This window comes from Streptomyces sp. NBC_00386, assembly GCF_036063235.1.
Classification (GTDB): Bacteria; Actinomycetota; Actinomycetes; order Streptomycetales; family Streptomycetaceae; genus Streptomyces.
In genome coordinates, this window is the sequence record NZ_CP107950.1 from 7,887,822 (window position 1) to 7,904,598 (window position 16,777).

Here is a 16,777-nt window from a genome sequence, read left to right on the forward strand (position 1 = left end):
TTGTCCGCCGATCACCTTGTTCACGCCGTTTCACCGGAATGACGGAACGGCCGGATGGATCCCGTACGCCACCACGGCCGCGCAGCCGAGGAAGCGCGCTGACGTGATGTGGTCCATTCCCCGATGGAAGCAATCGGAGGCGTACGGCGGGAGAACCGGAGACGAAGGAGACGCGAGCCGGAGTCGAGATGCCCGCACGCACGAGGGCCAACAACCCTCAACCATTGCGTGTCACGCGCAGTTTGACGAGTCGTCATACGACTTGCCCGTGTGAAACCGTACGGATGACGATGACCGGCGTGCCGGCTCTCGTCTCCGTGGACTGAACCCGACTGGCCCGGGGCGCTCAGCCCAGTCTCAGGTCGACCCATTCCGCGGTCTCGCCGGGGAGGACGTAGCGCTCGATCTCGGCGAAACCGTGTCGCCGGGCGAAGCGCAGTCCGTCCTCGTTGGCCGCGAGGACGACGGTCTCGATCACCCGGGCCCCCGACGAGCGAGCCTGTTCCAGGCCGCGTGTGTACAGCTCCTCGCCGAGACCCCGCCCGCGGTGCTCGGCCAGCACACGCGCGATCACGGTCGCCGTCGCGCTGTCGCCGGTGGGTGGACGCACGGTCGTACAGCCCACAAGGACGTCGCCGAGGTAGGCGACCTCCAGGCGGTAGCGCCGGACGCGCTCGCGCACCTCGGCGAGCGACATCGCGGCGGGCGGGACGATCACGTTGTGGACGTGCTGCCAGTCCGCGAGGCGGGCCTCGTCGTCCGGCGATTCGATGCGAAGGATGGGCACCGGAGCAGGAAACCGGTGCGGGCCGCCCCCCGTCAACGGCGTCGGCCCGAGCCGCCGGCGGGCCCGTCGGAAGCGGGGCCGCCCCGCCCCGCCGCGTCAGCCCAGCCGCGGAATCTCGATGGCGGGGCAGCGGTCCATCACCATGTCGAGTCCGGCGGCACGCGTCCGCGCGTACGCGACCTCGTCGATCACGTCGAGCTGGAACCAGACGGCCTTGGCGCCGATGGCGACCGCCTCGTCCGCGACCGGCCCGGCGAGGTGACTGTTCACGAAGACGTCGACGACATCGACCTCGAAGGGGATGTCCGCGAGCGAGGCGTACCCCTGCTCCCCGTGGACGGTCTCGGCCTTCGGGTGCACGGGCACGATCCGCTTGCCGTAGCGCTGGAGTACGTCGGCGACGCCGTGGGCCGCGCGGCGCTGGTTCGACGAGAGCCCGACGATCGCCCAGGTGTCGCCCTGCTCGGTCAGGATCCTGCGGATCGTCTCTGAGTCGCCGTACACGCTCGGCCTCCTGGGGTATCGGTCAGTGTCTGCTCTTCTCGTCAACGGTGAGCGGAGCGCGATGATTCCGCCCGCCGTCCGCTCGCAGATGGTCGAGCAGCAGACGGTTCAGTGTCTCGGGTGCCTCTTCCGGGATCCAGTGGCTGAGGCCGGGGAGTACCTCGAACCGGTACGGCCCGTCGACCCAACGCCCGGTCTCCTGTGCGGGACCCGGGCCGAACGCGGTGTCCTCCGTGCTCCAGACGTACAGCGTGGGCACCTCGACGGAGCCGATCTCGCCGTCGGGGCGGCCCGACCGGTACCAGTTCAGTGCCGCGGTGAGGGCGCCCGGCCGGGACAGGTGGCGAACGTAGGCGTCGGCACTGGCCTGCGGGACCTTTCCCGCGTAGAGCGCCCGAAGGAGCGCCGCGTCGTCGGCCAGCATGTGATTCTCGGTCGCGGGCGCCTCGCGCCAGTCCTTCATGTACTGGGACCGCGCGCGCTGGTCGTCGTCGGAGCGCAGGGCCTCGGCGAGCGCGCCGGGGTGCGGGGTGGAGACGACCGTCAGGGTGCGTACGCGGCCGGGATGGCCTGCGGCGGTCCACCATGCCACCGCGCCGCCCCAGTCGTGACCGACCAGGTCGAACGTCGGCCAGCCCAGCTCCTCGGCGATCGCGACGACGTCCGCGACCAGGACACTGATCCGGTAGTCCTCGGCCCGCTCCGGGCGGACACCGGGGGAGTAGCCGCGCTGGTCGGGCGCCACGACGCGGTAGCCCTGCGCGGCCAGTGCCGCGATCTGCCGCCGCCAGGCCTGCCCCGTCTGTGGGAAACCGTGCAGCAGCAGCACCGGGCGGCCCTCGGGCGGACCCGCCGCGAGGGCGTCGAACACACCGGCGGCTGTGGAGATGCTCATGCCGTTCACGACCCACTCCTTCATACCGACTGGTCGGTCAGCCTTCCGACGACCGAAGCGGATTGTCAAGGCCGCGCCCTGTGCTCGCTCCGGCGCGGTGTCGAGCCCGGTGGCCGCCGATCCTCCAGGCTCCGCGACCGCGGAGACGCGGTGCGCGTCACGCGGTGACTTTCAGCAGCTCGGCGTTGCGGTCGCCCGGGCCGCCCGCCCATCCCTCCTGGACGCCGGCCCGCATGCCCTCGGCGAGCCCGGGAGCGTTGTAGGCCAGCTCCCGGTACAGCGAGGCGAGACCGGTCGCCGACAGGTCGGAGAAGTCGGCGGAGGTGCGGTGCGGGGCGGCGGACTCGACGAGGGTGGTGAACAGGGACACCGTGCCGTCCCCGTTGTCGGCGAGTTCGAGCAGCCGGGCGTGGTGCGGATAGTCCACGTGGGAGGCGGTGTTGACCTCCCAGAAGGAGCGGTCGGGGGCCGGGTGCGCGTGCGGGGTGACGCGGTTGACGTGGCTGTGGCCGTTGATCCAGGCCACCACGTTCGGGAAGCGGGAGAGCAGGGCGATGACCTCGGCGCCGTCGTGACGCGGCTCGTCGGTGCGGGCGGCGTCGGGGCGGCGGGTCATGCTCGGACTGTGGTGGTGGCTGAACACCAGGACGTGGGCGTCGTCGGCGCCGGGACGGCGGACAAGTCGGCCGTCGGTGTCGTAGGACCGCGAACTGTGCGCGGTCAGGGTCCGCTCCAGCCAGCGGAACTGGTCGGTGCCGAGTGAGCCCTCGTAGTGGCCGCTGCGGTACGTCGTGTCGATGCTGACGCCGACGACGTTCTCGGCGATCCGGAAGGAGTAGTACAGGCGGTCCCCGTCCAGATGGTCCGGCGTGTAGCCGTGCCCGACCGGTCCCGCACCCGTGTACGCGGGGTCGAGATGGGCCGTCAGGTAGTCGTGCGGGGTGCACAGCCGGCGGCGCTCGTCGGGGGTCACCTGCCGTGCCGCTGCCGCGTGCCGGCGCAGGATGGCGGTGAGGACCGCGCTCTTGGGGTCGTCGCCGGTCCGCAGCGCGGTCGCGTAGGCGGCCGCCTCCGCGTCCGGTACCGAGAGGAGCTTGCGGGAGCCGACGGCGATGTCGCCGAGCGCGGGGGAGAGGCAGCCGCCGGGCAGGGCGTCGTGGTTGCCGGCCGTGGAGTACCAGGGGATCCGCAGCCCCGGGCTGGTCACCGGCCGGGTCGCGGCGGCGAGGAGGCCGGGGATCAGCGGCAGTCCGCGCCGCTTGTCCAGATCGCGTACGGTCGCGTCGCCGGGGTGCCAGAAGAGGGGCAGTCCGGAGTTCTGGACGCCTTCGTACGCGGTCGGGTCACCCGTGTTCGGCGTGATCCGGCCGCCGCTCATGAGCGTCAGGAACCACTCCAGCTCGATCGCCGCGTTGTTGTCGAGGTTGTCACCGGTCGTCATCACGAACGCGGGCGGCAGCCGGGTGTGCGGGCCCGCCCGGAGCGCGTTGACCTGTTCCACGAGCGCCACCGCGCCCACGACGGTCAGTGTTTCCTGCGGCCGCCACGCGGTCGCCGACCGCGCCCGCAGGAACTCGGTGCGCAGCGGGTTCTGCACGTCGGCGAGGTGCAGATCGGTGAACTGGACGAAGCAGGCGAGCGGGGTCCGCCGGTCCTCACGCCCGGTGCGGGCCGCGGCCAGCTCCTCGCGTACGACGGTCGGCCAGCCGGGGCCGGAGACCAGCCGCCGGTAGACGCCGGGGCGGGAGGGGCCGCCGAGACGGGCGGTCGTCTCCAGGGTGGTGGACGCGGTGCGGGCCGCTTCCGGGCGTACGGCCCTGGCGGGGCGCCGTTGGGACGCGTGGTGCCGTTGGCGGGGCAGCAGTGCCCCCGCGGCGCCCGTCAGGCCCGCCGCCACGGTGGCGCCCGAGGCGAGCAGAAGACCACGACGGCCGATGACGGACGTGGGTTCGGTCCCGGTCATGGGGCGGCCCTCCGGTGCCTCCGAGTGACTCACTGAGCGGAACCACTCATTCAGGCCTCGGTGGCCCAGCGTGTGGCGCGGCCGTGAACGCCGCGTGATGGCTTGCGGAAGCCGGTGGGCGCCGGTGCGCGGCCGGCCTCATCCGCCGACGCTCATCTGCCGGGCCTCGCCTGCCGGGCGCGTGCGCCCGCAGACTCCGGAAGGCGCGCGGACATCCTGAAGCGCGGGGCGCATGTCCGGAACGGCCCCCCACCTCCCCGCGCCCGGCCGTACCTCCGCCTAGGCTCACCTCGTGCTCCGTATCCTCGACGCCCGCACGGGCGAACCCATCGACGCAGCCCTCGCCCGCCGCGGTCTGGTCCGCGTCCACGCGCACCTGCCCGGGTTCGACCTCACCGGTCTACGGGTGCTCCTGGTCGCCGATGTCCTGGTACGCGCCCTGGAGATCGGCGGCAACCCCGTCTGGGCGACGCTGACTTCGGCGCCCGAAGGGGCAGCCACCCGGGACGCGGGACATCCCGCGGACCCGTCCGACGCATCGGACCCGGCGGACCCATCGGACCCGGCGGGCCCCTGGGGCGAGGCGGGACTTCGGGCGTGCGCCGCCGAACTGGGAATCCGGCCGTTCGAGGAGCACCGCGACACGGAGCAGGGACCGGCGGCGACGCGGACCGTGAGCGTCCTCGCTCCGGGAGCCGCGGGGACGGACGGGCCGCGCGTCGAGGTGGCGGCCGTCGACACCGGGAGCGGTCCCGCGCCCCTTCCCGGGGATCCCACCGTGCTGCGGCTGGCTCTGCTCGCGCGGCGCCGGGACCTGCCCCTGCGCCTCGACGCGGACGCCCTGGCAGAGGCGGAGAGCACGCTCAAGCGCTGGCGCTCCGCCGTCGCCGGATGGGCCACCCGTCCCTCCAAACCGGTCCCCGAGGACGTACGCCTGCGGTTGCGCGCCGCCTGGGAGGACGATCTGGACGTCCTCGCCGTGCTGGACGTGCTGCGGTGGGTCGAGACGTCCGACGTCGCGGAGGGAGCCCGCTTCGAGACGTACGCCTACGCCGACCGGCTGCTCGGCCTCGAACTCACCCGCGAGATCGGAGCGTCGCTGTGAACGCGCGCGCCGTCGCCGGCCCGAGGCGAAGACTGGTCGTCCTGCGGCACGCCAAGTCCGCCTGGCCCGACGGAGTGCCCGACCACGAACGGCCGCTCGCGACGCGCGGCCGTCGAGACGCCCCCGCCGCCGGACGCGCCATGGCGGGAGCCGATCTGCTGCCGGACCTCGCGCTGTGCTCGACCGCCGTACGCGCCCGGCAGACCTGGGAGTTGGCGGCCGAACAGTGGGGTACTCCGCCGCCCGTGCGGTTCGACGATCGGTTGTACGGGGCGGACATACCGGAGTTGCTGCAATCCGTGAGCGAAGTCCCGGAACATGTACGGACCTTGCTGCTGGTCGGGCACAACCCGGGCCTTGAGGAGCTGGTTCTCGAACTGGCGGGGGACGGCTTCGACGACACGCTGGACCATGTCCGGACGAAGTTCCCGACCTCCGCCGTCGCGGTCCTGGTCTGGCACGGCAGCGACTGGCGCCAACTCGGTCCAGGCGACGCGCTGTTGACGGACGTCGTCGTACCGAGGGGCAAGAAGGAGTGAATCTCGGCCGACGTGCGCCCGGGGCCGACGGGCCGTACCGGCCGTCACCCGGCGCGGTACCTCGCGCGTGACAGCGTGCCTGCGCGGGACGAGGGTGCGCACCGGTGGCCGAGCGGGGAGACGGCGTGACCGCGCCGCTCGCCCGGACGAGCTCGCTTCGACCACCGTTCCCCGTCCGCCGTCCGCCACGCGTGCGTGCCCGCGGGACGCGGACGAGCGCGGGCCGTCCGCCGCCGTCCGCCATCCACTGCCCGTCGGCCACGCGCGCGTGCGGTGCCTGATCGTGGGCTCGGGTGTCGGCCGGGGGCCGGCCCGTCGGCCGTGTGCGCTTGCAGCGCATACGCTGGCGTGATGCAGGACGAGTACCGCACAGTGGCCCACGCGGGCGTGCACGAGACCGAGGTCAACCGCTCCCGATTCCTGTGCGCCCTCGCCCCGGCCGCCACCGAGCGGGAGGCCCAGGACTTCGTCGCGGCCGTCAGGAAGGAACACGCGGACGCCACGCACAACTGCTTCGCGTACGTCATCGGAGCCGACGGCGCCGTGCAGAGGGCGAGCGACGACGGCGAACCGGGTGGCACCGCGGGCGTCCCCATGCTCCAGATGCTGCTGCGCCGCGACATGCGGTACGTCGTCGCCGTCGTCACCCGCTACTACGGCGGGGTCAAGCTGGGCGCCGGCGGACTGATCAGGGCGTACGGCGGCTCGGTGGGCGAGGCGCTGGACGCGGTCGGCACGATCACCCGGCGACGCTTCCGGCTGGCCACGGTCACCGTCGACCACCAGCGGGCCGGCAAGGTGCAGAACGATCTGCGGTCGACCGGCCGCGAGGTACGTGATGTGCGTTACGGCGAGGCCGTCACCATCGAGATCGGGCTGCCGGACGCCGATGTGGACTCCTTCCGGGCCTGGTTGGCCGACGTGACCGCGGGGACGGCCGGCTTCGAGCTGGGCGGGGAGGCCTACGGGGACGCGTGACAATCCTGGCGAACCGGGATCGACCATCATGTTCCGGAGGCGGTCAGGGTGGGCCGATACGGGAGTAACCGCCCGTGATGTCAGACCCGGCCGTTACTCTTCGGGGATCATGAGGCTCCTGCACACTTCCGACTGGCATCTGGGCCGGGCGTTCCACCGGGTGAACATGCTCGACGCCCAGTCCCGCTTCATCGGCCATCTCGTCACGACCGCGCGCGAGCGCGAGGTCGACGCGGTGGTCGTCTCGGGAGACGTGTACGACCGTGCCGTGCCGCCCCTGGCCGCGGTCCAGCTCTTCGACGACGCCCTGCACCGCCTGGCCGACCTCGGCGTGCCCACCGTGATGATCTCCGGGAACCACGACTCGGCGCGCCGGCTCGGCGTCGGCGCCGGACTCATCGGGCGCGCGGGCGTTCATCTGCGCACCGACCCCGCGGGCTGCGGCACACCGGTGGTGCTGGCCGACGCCCACGGCGATGTCGCCTTCTACGGCCTGCCCTATCTCGAACCCGCCCTGGTGAAGGACGAGTTCGGGGTGGAGAAGGCGGGTCACGAGACCGTGCTGGCCGCCGCCATGGACCGGGTGCGCGCCGATCTCGCCGGCCGTGCGCCGGGTACCCGCTCCGTCGTCCTCGCCCATGCCTTCGTCACCGGCGGCGAGGTGTGCGACAGCGAGCGGGACATCACCGTCGGCGGCGTCGCCTCCGCGCCCGCCGGAGTCTTCGACGGAGTCGACTACACCGCCCTCGGGCACCTGCACGGCAGTCAGGTCATCACCGAGCGCGTGCGCTACTCGGGATCCCCGCTGCCGTACTCCTTCTCCGAGGCCGACCACCGCAAGAGCATGTGGCTCGTGGATCTCGGCCCCGACGGCTCCCTGGCCGCCGAGCGGATCGACTGTCCGGTGCCCCGCCCGCTCGCCCGCCTGCGCGGGCACCTGGAGGACCTGCTCGCCGACCCGGCGCTCGACCGTCACACGGGCTCCTGGATCGAGGCGACCCTCACCGACCCGGTGCGGCCCGCCGACCCCATGGCGCGGCTGACCGGGCGCTTCCCCCACACGCTGAGCCTCGTCTTCGACCCGGAACGCGCCCCGCAGGCCCCGGGCGTCTCGTACGCCCGTCGGATCGCGGGCCGCAGCGAGGAGCAGATCGCCGAGGACTTCGTGGCCCATGTCCGCGGCGTGGGTCCCGACGCCCGGGAACAGGCCGTGCTCCAGGACGCGTTCGACGCCGTCCGGGCCGACGAGAACGTACGGGAGAGCGCCCGGTGACAACACGTCCGCCGCACACCCAGGGGGCCGCCCGCCCGGAGACCGAGGGAGCCCGATGAGGCTGCACCGCCTGGACATCACCGCCTTCGGCCCGTTCGGCGCTGCCCAGCGGGTCGACTTCGACGAACTGTCGGCCGCCGGGCTCTTCCTGCTGCACGGACCGACGGGCGCGGGCAAGACCTCCGTCCTCGACGCCGTCTGCTACGCGCTGTACGGAGCGGTTCCCGGCGCCCGGCAGAGCGGTCAGGGCCTCGGACTGCGCAGTGACCACGCGACACCCGACGTCCGCACCGAGATCCGCCTGGAACTCAGCGTCGCCGGACGCCGGCTCGAAGTCACCCGGCAGCCGCCCTGGGAGCGCCCCAAGAAGCGCGGCACGGGGACGACGACCGAGAAGGCCCAGAGCTGGCTGCGCGAATACGACTCGGCGGCCGGCTCCTGGAAGGACCTCAGCCGATCCCACCAGGAGATCGGCGAGGAGATCACGCAGCTGCTCGGCATGAGCCGCGAACAGTTCTGCCAGGTCGTGCTGCTGCCCCAGGGAGACTTCGCGCGCTTCCTGCGGGCCGACGCCGAGGCCCGCGGCAAACTGCTCGGCAGGCTCTTCGACACCCACCGCTTCGCCGAGGTCGAAAAGCGTCTCGCCGAGCGGCGGCGCGCCGCCGAGGCCGAAGTGCGGGCCGGGGACACCGCGTTGCTGGCCGACGCGCACCGGATGCAGCAGGCGGCCGGACACATCGTCGAGGAGCCGCTGCCCGACCTCGCGCCCGGCGATCCGGGCCTCGCCGGATCGGTGCTCGCCTGGGCCGCGGTGGCCCGCAGCACGGCTCGCGAGGTGCTGACCGTCGCCGACTGCGCCCGCGACGCCGCGGAATCGGCGCAGGCCGAGGCCAACCGCGCACTCGACGACGTACGCGAAGTCGACCGGCTGCAGCGCCGGTTCACCGAGGCGCAGGAGCGGGCCGCACGGCTGGAACAGCGCGCCGACGCCCACCGGGACGCCCGCACGCGCATGGAGCGAGCCCGCAAGGCCGAGACCGTGGCCCCCGCACTCGAACTGCGCGACGCCGCCGAAGCCGAGCACCGGCGCGCGGCCACCGAGGAGACCCGCACGCGAGCCGCCCTGCCGGAGACGTACGCCGGTGCCGGAGCGCCCGGTCTCGCGGCCGCCGCGCGCAAGGCAGCCGAGGAACTGGGCGGCCTGGAATCGGCACGCCGCGCGGAACGACGCCTCGGCGAACTCGGCACGGAACGCGCCTCCTTGGACCGCCAGGAACGCGCCGACGAGGACGTCCTCCAGGACGCCGAGAGCTGGCTGGCCGACTGGGAGGAGACCCGCGCGGGAGTCGAGGCGCGGGTCGACACCGCGCAGGAGGCCGCGGCGCGCGCCGAGCAGCTCGCCGTGCAGCGCGAACCGGCTTTCAAGCGGCTCGCCGCGGCCCGGCTGCGCGACGAGCTGGCCCAGGACACGGAGACCGCCCACGCCCGGAGCCTGGCCGCGCGCGAGCAGGCCACCGAGGCACACGCCCACTGGCTCACCCTGAAGGAACAGCGTCTCCAGGGCATCGCCGCCGAACTCGCCGCCGGTCTGGTGGACGGAGAGTCCTGCGCCGTCTGCGGTGCCACCGAACACCCGGCGCCCGCCCGGAAGATCGCCGGCCATGTCGACCGTGAGACGGAGGAACGGGCCCTCGCCGCCCATCGAAGCGCCGACGAGAAGCGCGCCGAGGCCGAGCGCCGGCTCGGTGTCGTACGCGAGGCGCTGGCCGCCGCGACCGCGGAGGCGGGCGACGCGTCGACCCGCCAACTCGAAGAACAGGCCGAGGAGCTGGAGCGGCTGCACAGCGAGGCCCGTACGGTGGCCTCCGGGCTGCATGCCGCGCGCGAGGCCCGTGAGCAGGCCGAACGGGAACACGAGCGACGGCTGACCGCCCAGCAGGAGGCAGCCCGGCGGGTCGCCGCACGGGCCTCGCACCGGGATTCCCTCGACCGCGAAAAGGCTTCGCTGGAAGGGGAGTTGGAGCAGGCGCGAGGCGCCGCCCGGAGTGTGTCCGAGCGGGCCACGCAGCTCGAGCGGCAGGTCGCGCTGCTCACCGAGGCCGCGGACGGCGTCCGGGCGGCGGAGGACATCGCGCGGCGCCTCAAGGACGCCGACGCGCGTCTCGCCGACGCCGCCTTCCGCGCCGGTTTCGAGACCCCGCAGGCCGCGGCCGCCGCGATGCTCGACGACGTGGCCCACCGTGATCTCCAACGGCAGCTCGACGCCTGGCAGTCGGAGGAGTCCTCGGTGCGCGCCGTACTCGCCGAGGCGGACACCACGGCTGCGGCGCGGCGCCCTCCCGTCGACCTGCGGGCCGCCGAGCGGGCGGCCGAGTCCGCCTCCCGACGACTGCGGGACACCGCGTCGGCGCAGGACGCGGCGGCCCGGCGCCGTGCCGAGCTGAACACGCTCTCCACCCGCGCGACCGGCGGAGCCCGCCGGCTCGCCCCGCTGCGCGAGGAGTACGAACGCGTGGCCCGCCTCGCCGGTCTGGCGGCCGGCACCTCGGCGGACAACGAACGCAGGATGCGCCTGGAGGCGTACGTCCTCGCCGCCCGTCTGGAGCAGGTCGCCGCCGCCGCCACGGTCCGCCTCCAGCGGATGTCCTCGGGGCGCTACACCCTGGTGCACTCCGACGACCGGGCGGGCCGCGGACGCAGCGGGCTCGGACTGCATGTCGTGGACGCCTGGACCGGACGGGAGCGCGACACGGCGACGCTGTCCGGCGGCGAGACCTTCTTCGCCTCCCTCGCCCTGGCGCTCGGCCTCGCCGACGTGGTCACCGACGAGGCCGGCGGGGTGCGGCTGGACACGCTCTTCATCGACGAGGGCTTCGGAAGCCTCGACGACCAGACCCTCGACGAGGTGCTCGACGTCCTCGACTCGCTGCGGGAACGCGACCGCAGCGTCGGCATCGTCAGCCACGTCGGCGACCTGCGCCGCCGCATCCACGCTCAGCTGGAGGTCGTGAAGGGGAGAACGGGGTCGGTCGTACGGCAGCGGGGTGCGTGATCGTCGCCGGGAAGGGGACTGTCCCGGCCGTCGCCGGGAACGGGCTGTGCCGGCCCTCGCCGTGGCGGTCTCAGTGACCCAGAGGCCGGCGCGGCAGCGGTGAGGAGTAGACGACGCTCGTCGTCACCGACCCGAGCGTGCCGATCTTGCCCGACACCGTCTCCAGATGACCCATCGACCGTGCCGCGACCTTGATGACGAAGCAGTCGTCACCGGTGACGTGGTGTGCCTCCAGGATCTCGGGTGTGACCTCGACGAGGTCGTGGAACGGCTTGTAGTTGCCGTTCGGATATCTGAGCCGGACGAACGCCAGGATCGGCAGCCCCAGGCTCTCGGGGTCGACGACGGCCGCGTACCCCTGGATGACGCCCGCCTCCTCCAGGCGGCGCACCCGCTCGGTGACCGCGCTCGCGGACATGGAGACGGCCCGTGCCAGCTCGGCGAAGCTGGCCCGGCCCTCGCGCTGGAGGACGTCGAGGATGCGCCAGTCGGTGGCGTCCGGGGAATACGCGGTCATCCACGATGAATACCAGGGGAATCCCCGGTTCATCAACTGCACTGCCGTGGATCGTCACTTCAGGAAGGGCACCGGCGGACGTAGATTTCTGGTCGGGAAGTCCCGCGGGATGCGGTGCGGAGGAAGCACCGGGGTGGCAAGGGCGGCATCGGTCCGGCGGGGCCACGTTTCAAGGAAAGGCCAGGCCATGACTACGACTGCCGAAGGCATCACGAACGGCACAGTGACCGGTTCCACGTCGACGACCGAGGCGACCGTGGGGGCGGACGCGCCGCACGGTTCCACGCCGGGCACGGCCGGGGCGGACGCGGTCACCGCTTCCGCGGCCGGTTCCGCGACGGCGGCGAACCCCGTTCTGCGGATGCCGCCGGCGTCCCCCGCCGCGGCCGCCGCCTACTTCCGCGCGAGCCTCGCGTTCCACGCGGACGTGTCCGACGTGGCAGCGGTCCTCGCGTCCGACGGCGACCCCGGGTTCGTCGTCCTCGACTCCCGTTCCGCCGCCTCGTGGGACCAGGGCCACGTTCCCGGCGCGGTCCACCTGCCCACCGCGCTCATCCCCGAGCAGGCCGAGCGGCTTCTGGACAAGTCGGTTCCGGTCATCACCTATTGCTGGGGACCCGGATGCAACGGCGCGACCCGCGCGGCCCTCGCCCTGGCCGAACTCGGTTTCCAGGTCAAGGAGATGCTCGGCGGCTTCGAGTACTGGGCGCGCGAGGGCTTCGAGTTCGAGACCTGGCAGGGGCGCGAGCGCCCCACAGCGGACCCGTTGACGGCGCCCGTGGACGCGGCGAACTGCGGCTGCTGACCTGAGGAAGGGGGCCGAACCGGCGCTCTCGGCCCCCGTGTTGCCGCCGGTGTCCGGAATCCGTTTCCCTGGACCGCCTGGCATACGGGGGCGGACGCGTGCCGTGTAACTTCTGCGCATGCCAAGATACGCGGACCCCGGTGCGGTCCAGTGGGTGGAGTCGGGCGGCGGGCCGCTCATAGCGATTCCGGAGACGGTGCTCCCGTTCTGGGCGGGGGCCGACGGCGACGACATGTCCTGCGACTACGACCGGGCCTGTGACGTCGACGGCTTCGTCGGCCTCCTGCCCGTGGGCGACACCCGAGCCCTCGTCCTGGGCGACGATCCCGCCTCGACCACCTATCTTCCCGAGCACGGCGCCTTCGTCCGCTGGTGCGCCGCCGATTCCGAGGACGAACTGCTCGCCGTCGTGCCGGCGGCGCTGTCGCAGGCACGGTGGGAGCGGGAAGTGGTGTGGACGGTGCCGGGCCCCGTCGTCCTCTTCGACGCCGCGTGGCCCGGCACCGCCTCCGGGCGCACGGATCACCTGAGGGTGGCGCTCGAACCGGGCCGGTACGGGGTCCGCGCCGCGCGCGTCGAACCGGGCCCCGAGACGTGGGTGGGCCTCGTACAACTGCGTCGGTTGACGCCCTGAGACCTTGAGGCCTTGCCCTGACACTCTGGCGTCCTGAGGTCCCGGCGCCCTGACGCAGGGACGCTTCGGGCACCGGAGGCGTCCCTGCGCGGGGGCGTGCTGATGCCGGGGCACCCCGGTGATGCGCGCGCGGCGGCCGGGATCCGGCCGCCGCGCGGGGCCGTCAGAGCCTGGAGAGTTCGTCCACCAGGTCGTCCAGGCCCAGCGAACCCTGGGAGAGGGCGGCCATGTGCCAGGCCTTCGCGTCGAACGCGTCACCGTGGCGCTTCCTCGCGTTCTCACGGCCGAGGAGCCAGGCGCGCTCGCCGAGCTTGTAGCCGATGGCCTGGCCGGGCATCGTGAGATAGCGGGTCAGTTCGCTCTCCACGAAGTCGGCCGGCCGGCTGCTGTGCGCGCCGAAGAACTCCTGCGCCAGCTCCGGGGTCCACCGCTCACCCGGGTGGAAGGGCGAGTCGGCCGGGATCTCCAGCTCCAGGTGCATGCCGATGTCGACGATGACCCGGGCGGCACGCATCATCTGCGCGTCGAGGTAGCCGAGCCGCTGTTCCGCGTCGGTGAGGAAGCCGAGCTCGTCCATCAGCCGCTCCGCGTACAGCGCCCAGCCCTCGCAGTTGGCGCTGACCTGGCCGACGGTCGCCTGGTAGCGGGACAGGTCGTCGACGACGTACGCCCATTGCGCGAGCTGGAGATGATGACCGGGCACCCCCTCGTGGTACCAGGTCGAGACGAGATCGTAGACGGGGAAGCGGGTCTGCCCCATCGTGGGCAGCCAGGTGCGGCCGGGTCGCGAGAAGTCCTGCGACGGTGCGGTGTAGTAGGGGGCCGCCGCGCCGCCGGGCGGGGCGATGCGGGACTCCACCTTCCGTACCGGCTCGGCGAGTTCGAAGTGCGTGCCGTCCAAGGCCGCGATAGCCTCGTCCATCAGCCCCTGGAGCCACCGCTGCACCTCCTCGACGCCCTCGATGTGGCGGCCGTGCTCGTCGAGGTGCGCGAGGGCCGCCCAGGGGGTCGCCGCTCCGGGCAGGATCTTCTCGGCCTCGGTCCGCATCTCGGCCAGGAGACGGTGGTACTCGGCCCAGCCGTACGCGTACGCCTCGTCGAGGTCGAGATCCGTACCGTTGAAGTAGCGCGCCAGCCGTGCGTACCGCTCGTGGCCCACGGTGTCCGGAGCACCCTCGATCGTGGGCGCGTACACGTCACGCATCCAGTCCCGCAGGGCGATCACGGCCTCCGTGGCGGTACGCGCCGCCGCGTCCAGCTCCTCGCGCGCGGAGCCCGGGCCCGCCGAGACGAAGTCCTCGAACCAGCCGCGGCCCTCTCCGTCCGTGTCCGACCACTCCGTGAGCTGTTCGACGAACGTCGCGGTCGGACGCGGCCCCGCGTACAGCTTGCGGTCGAGCCCGAGCGCCAGGGACTCGCGGTAGCCGGCGAGCGCGGCCGGTACCGCGCGCAGCCGCTCGGCGACCGTGGCCCAGTCCTCGTCGGTCTCGGTCGGCGTCAGGGTGAAGACCTGGCGCACGGAGTGCACCGGTGTGTGCAGGTTGCCCACCGCCCGCAGGCCCTCGCCGGCCTCGTGGACCGCGAGCGCGGCGGTGAGCCGCTCACGCAGCAGCCGGGCACAACGGCGCTCGATGTCACGTTCCGCGTCCGGCAGCCGCTCCGCCTCGTCCAGCCGCGCGAGCGTCAGCCGCGCCAGCTCGGCGACGGCCTCCTGACCGGCGGGCGAGGTGTCGGGCAGCCTGCTGTGACTCTCCTTCACACCGAGGTAGGTACCGAGAACCGGGTCGAGGGCGATGAGCTCGTCGACGTACGTGTCGGCGACCTCACGGGGCAGCGGCTTCTTCGTCTCTGACATGCGCACATCCTCGTACGGGCACACGCGCCGCGTCAGCCCGCTCAACCGGGCTTTTCACCGCATCAGCCGGATTTGGCCGGGGACGACGGGCCCGGCGCGGCGGGCGGCAGCAAGGGGCCGCAGTCCCACTGCTGGAATATCAACCGTGTCTCGACCCGCGCCACTTCACGCTGCGAGGTGAACTCGTCGAGCACCAGTCGCTGCAGATCCGCCATGTCCGCGACCGCGACATGCACGAGGTAGTCGTCGGGGCCGGTCAGATGGAAGACGGTCCGCGACTCCGGCAGCACCCGGATGCGGTCGACGAAGGGTCCCACCAGTTCCCGGCGGTGCGGCCGGACCTGTACGGACAGCAGCGCCTCCAGGCCCCGTCCGAGCTTCGCCGGGTCCAGTCGCAGCTGATGGCCGAGAATCACTCCCGCCCGGCGCAGTCGGGTCACCCGGTCGAGGCAGGTCGACGGCGCGACGCCGACCTGTGCCGCGAGATCCCGGTAGGTCGTCCGTGCGTCGTTCTGCAACAGCCGCAACAGATGAAGATCGACCGGATCGAGTACGACAGAATCAGCCATGGCGCGAACGTAACACGGGATCCGGCGCCGAAACCCCGCCCAGTGTTCAGGCTTCGGCGCATGGACTCCGTTGTGTACGACACGCAGGGCGCGCAGGACGCGCAGGACGACCTGAGCGGAAGCGGCCAGGTCATCACGGCTCCGACCCGGGCACTCGCCACGGAAGCCGTGCACGCCGGCCGGGAGGACCTGGCCGCCCTGGGGCTGCACGCGGCCCCGATCGACCTGTCCACCACCTACCCCTCGTACGACAGCCGCGGCGAGGCCGCCCGGATCGACGCCTTCGCGGCCGACGGCGCCGAACCCGAGGGACCGCCGGTCTACGCCCGCCTCGGCAATCCGACCGTGGCCCGCTTCGAGACCGCCCTCGCGCGCCTCGAAGGCACCGAGAGCGCGGTCGCCTTCGCGAGCGGTATGGCCGCGCTGAGCGCCGTCCTCCTGGTACGCAACGCGATGGGCCTGCGCCATGTCGTCGCCGTACGCCCGCTGTACGGCTGCAGCGACCACCTCCTGACCGCCGGGCTGCTCGGCAGCGAGGTCACCTGGGTCGACCCGGCCGGGATCGCCGACGCGCTGCGGCCCGACACGGGTCTGGTGATGGTCGAGTCCCCGGCCAACCCGACGCTCGCCGAACTCGATCTGCGTGCCGTGGCCCACTCCTGCGGGTCCGTCCCGCTCCTCGCCGACAACACCTTCGCCACCCCCGTGCTGCAACGCCCCGCCGAGCACGGCGCGCGACTGGTCCTGCACAGCGCCACCAAGTACCTGGGCGGACACGGGGACGTCATGGCCGGAGTGGTCGCGTGCGACGAGGAGTTCGCCCGCAAGCTGCGCCAGGTGCGGTTCGCGACGGGCGGCGTCCTGCATCCGCTGGCCGGCTACCTGCTGCTGCGCGGCCTGTCGACCCTGCCCGTCCGGGTCCGGGCCGCCTCCTCGAACGCCGCGGAACTCGCCCGCCGGCTCGCCGACGATCCCCGCGTCGCCCGCGTCCACTACCCGCGCATCGGCGGGGCGATGATCGCCTTCGAGGTGCACGGCGACCCGCACGACGTCATCGCCGGGGTCCGGCTGATCACCCCTGCCGTGAGCCTCGGCAGCGTCGACAGCCTCATCCAGCACCCGGCGTCCATAAGCCACCGCATCGTCCCCACGGCGGACCGCCAGGGCGCGGGCGTCAGCGACCGCCTGCTGCGCCTGTCGGTGGGCCTGGAGGACGTGGACGACCTGTGGTCCGACCTGGACACCGCACTGGGGTCCCACGGCGGGGAGTGAGGTACGAGCGCCCGGGGCGCGGGGCGTGC

The 16,777-nt window shown here is 72.9% G+C and carries 15 protein-coding genes; 8 read left to right on the plus strand and 7 right to left on the minus strand.

All coding sequences use genetic code 11. The annotated features are described in order from the left end of the window. Positions 1-346: 346 nt before the first annotated feature. The 4 genes from OG780_RS34715 to OG780_RS34730 form a co-directional block, all read right to left on the minus strand. A complete protein-coding gene (locus OG780_RS34715; RefSeq protein WP_328454868.1) occupies positions 347-787 on the minus strand; it encodes a GNAT family N-acetyltransferase in 441 nt (146 codons plus the stop codon). Positions 788-883: 96 nt separating this feature from the next. Beyond that, on the minus strand, positions 884-1,291 hold the full coding sequence (locus tag OG780_RS34720) for a CoA-binding protein (protein ID WP_328454869.1): 408 nt from the start codon (positions 1,289-1,291) through the stop codon (positions 884-886). 22 nt (positions 1,292-1,313) lie between these two features. Next, the gene (locus tag OG780_RS34725; RefSeq protein ID WP_328458606.1) at positions 1,314-2,186 is read right to left on the minus strand and encodes an alpha/beta fold hydrolase; all 873 of its coding nucleotides are present in this window, start codon (positions 2,184-2,186) and stop codon (positions 1,314-1,316) included. Positions 2,187-2,343: 157 nt separating this feature from the next. Beyond that, positions 2,344-4,149 (minus strand): TIGR03767 family metallophosphoesterase, encoded by a 1,806-nt coding sequence (locus tag OG780_RS34730; protein ID WP_328454870.1) that lies wholly within the window; start codon positions 4,147-4,149, stop codon positions 2,344-2,346. Between the two features lie 292 nt (positions 4,150-4,441). Between OG780_RS34730 and OG780_RS34735 the strand changes: the two genes are divergently transcribed. The 5 genes from OG780_RS34735 to OG780_RS34755 all read left to right on the plus strand — a co-directional run bounded on the left by OG780_RS34735 (position 4,442) and on the right by OG780_RS34755 (position 11,096). Next, positions 4,442-5,254 (plus strand): hypothetical protein, encoded by an 813-nt coding sequence (locus OG780_RS34735; RefSeq protein ID WP_328454871.1) that lies wholly within the window; start codon positions 4,442-4,444, stop codon positions 5,252-5,254. After that, a complete protein-coding gene (locus OG780_RS34740; protein ID WP_328454872.1) occupies positions 5,251-5,793 on the plus strand; it encodes a SixA phosphatase family protein in 543 nt (180 codons plus the stop codon). Before OG780_RS34735 ends, OG780_RS34740 begins: the two co-directional genes overlap by 4 nt. 351 nt (positions 5,794-6,144) lie before the next feature. Further along, entirely contained in the window at positions 6,145-6,771 is a 627-nt protein-coding gene (locus tag OG780_RS34745) for a YigZ family protein (RefSeq protein ID WP_328454873.1), read from the plus strand. A gap of 109 nt (positions 6,772-6,880) precedes the next feature. Then, on the plus strand, positions 6,881-8,044 hold the full coding sequence (locus OG780_RS34750) for an exonuclease SbcCD subunit D (RefSeq protein WP_328454874.1): 1,164 nt from the start codon (positions 6,881-6,883) through the stop codon (positions 8,042-8,044). A 55-nt stretch (positions 8,045-8,099) separates the two neighbouring features. Further along, the gene (locus OG780_RS34755) at positions 8,100-11,096 is read left to right on the plus strand and encodes an SMC family ATPase (protein ID WP_328454875.1); all 2,997 of its coding nucleotides are present in this window, start codon (positions 8,100-8,102) and stop codon (positions 11,094-11,096) included. Between the two features lie 70 nt (positions 11,097-11,166). On the opposite strand, the gene OG780_RS34760 is transcribed toward OG780_RS34755, so the two are convergent. Then, complete coding sequence (locus OG780_RS34760) at positions 11,167-11,613, minus strand: Lrp/AsnC family transcriptional regulator (protein ID WP_328454876.1); 447 nt, start codon at positions 11,611-11,613, stop codon at positions 11,167-11,169. Between the two features lie 361 nt (positions 11,614-11,974). On the opposite strand from OG780_RS34760, the gene OG780_RS34765 reads away from it, so the two are divergent. Then, positions 11,975-12,418, plus strand: a complete 444-nt coding sequence (locus tag OG780_RS34765) for a rhodanese-like domain-containing protein (RefSeq protein ID WP_328458608.1) — start codon at positions 11,975-11,977, stop codon at positions 12,416-12,418. A 118-nt stretch (positions 12,419-12,536) separates the two neighbouring features. Further along, on the plus strand, positions 12,537-13,052 hold the full coding sequence (locus OG780_RS34770) for an immunity 21 family protein (protein ID WP_328454877.1): 516 nt from the start codon (positions 12,537-12,539) through the stop codon (positions 13,050-13,052). A gap of 163 nt (positions 13,053-13,215) precedes the next feature. Here OG780_RS34770 and OG780_RS34775 read toward each other — a convergent pair whose 3' ends face one another. Next, positions 13,216-14,907, minus strand: coding sequence for a DUF885 domain-containing protein (locus OG780_RS34775; RefSeq protein WP_328454878.1), 1,692 nt, complete (start codon positions 14,905-14,907; stop codon positions 13,216-13,218). 62 nt (positions 14,908-14,969) lie between these two features. Next, positions 14,970-15,476 carry an Lrp/AsnC family transcriptional regulator gene (locus OG780_RS34780; protein WP_326789089.1) on the minus strand — a complete coding sequence of 169 codons (507 nt, stop codon included), beginning with the start codon at positions 15,474-15,476 and terminating at the stop codon, positions 14,970-14,972. Positions 15,477-15,536: 60 nt separating this feature from the next. Here OG780_RS34780 and OG780_RS34785 point away from each other — a divergent pair, with 60 nt between their 5' ends. Further along, on the plus strand, positions 15,537-16,748 hold the full coding sequence (locus tag OG780_RS34785; RefSeq protein ID WP_443062248.1) for a trans-sulfuration enzyme family protein: 1,212 nt from the start codon (positions 15,537-15,539) through the stop codon (positions 16,746-16,748). The last annotated feature ends 29 nt before the right edge of the window (positions 16,749-16,777 follow it).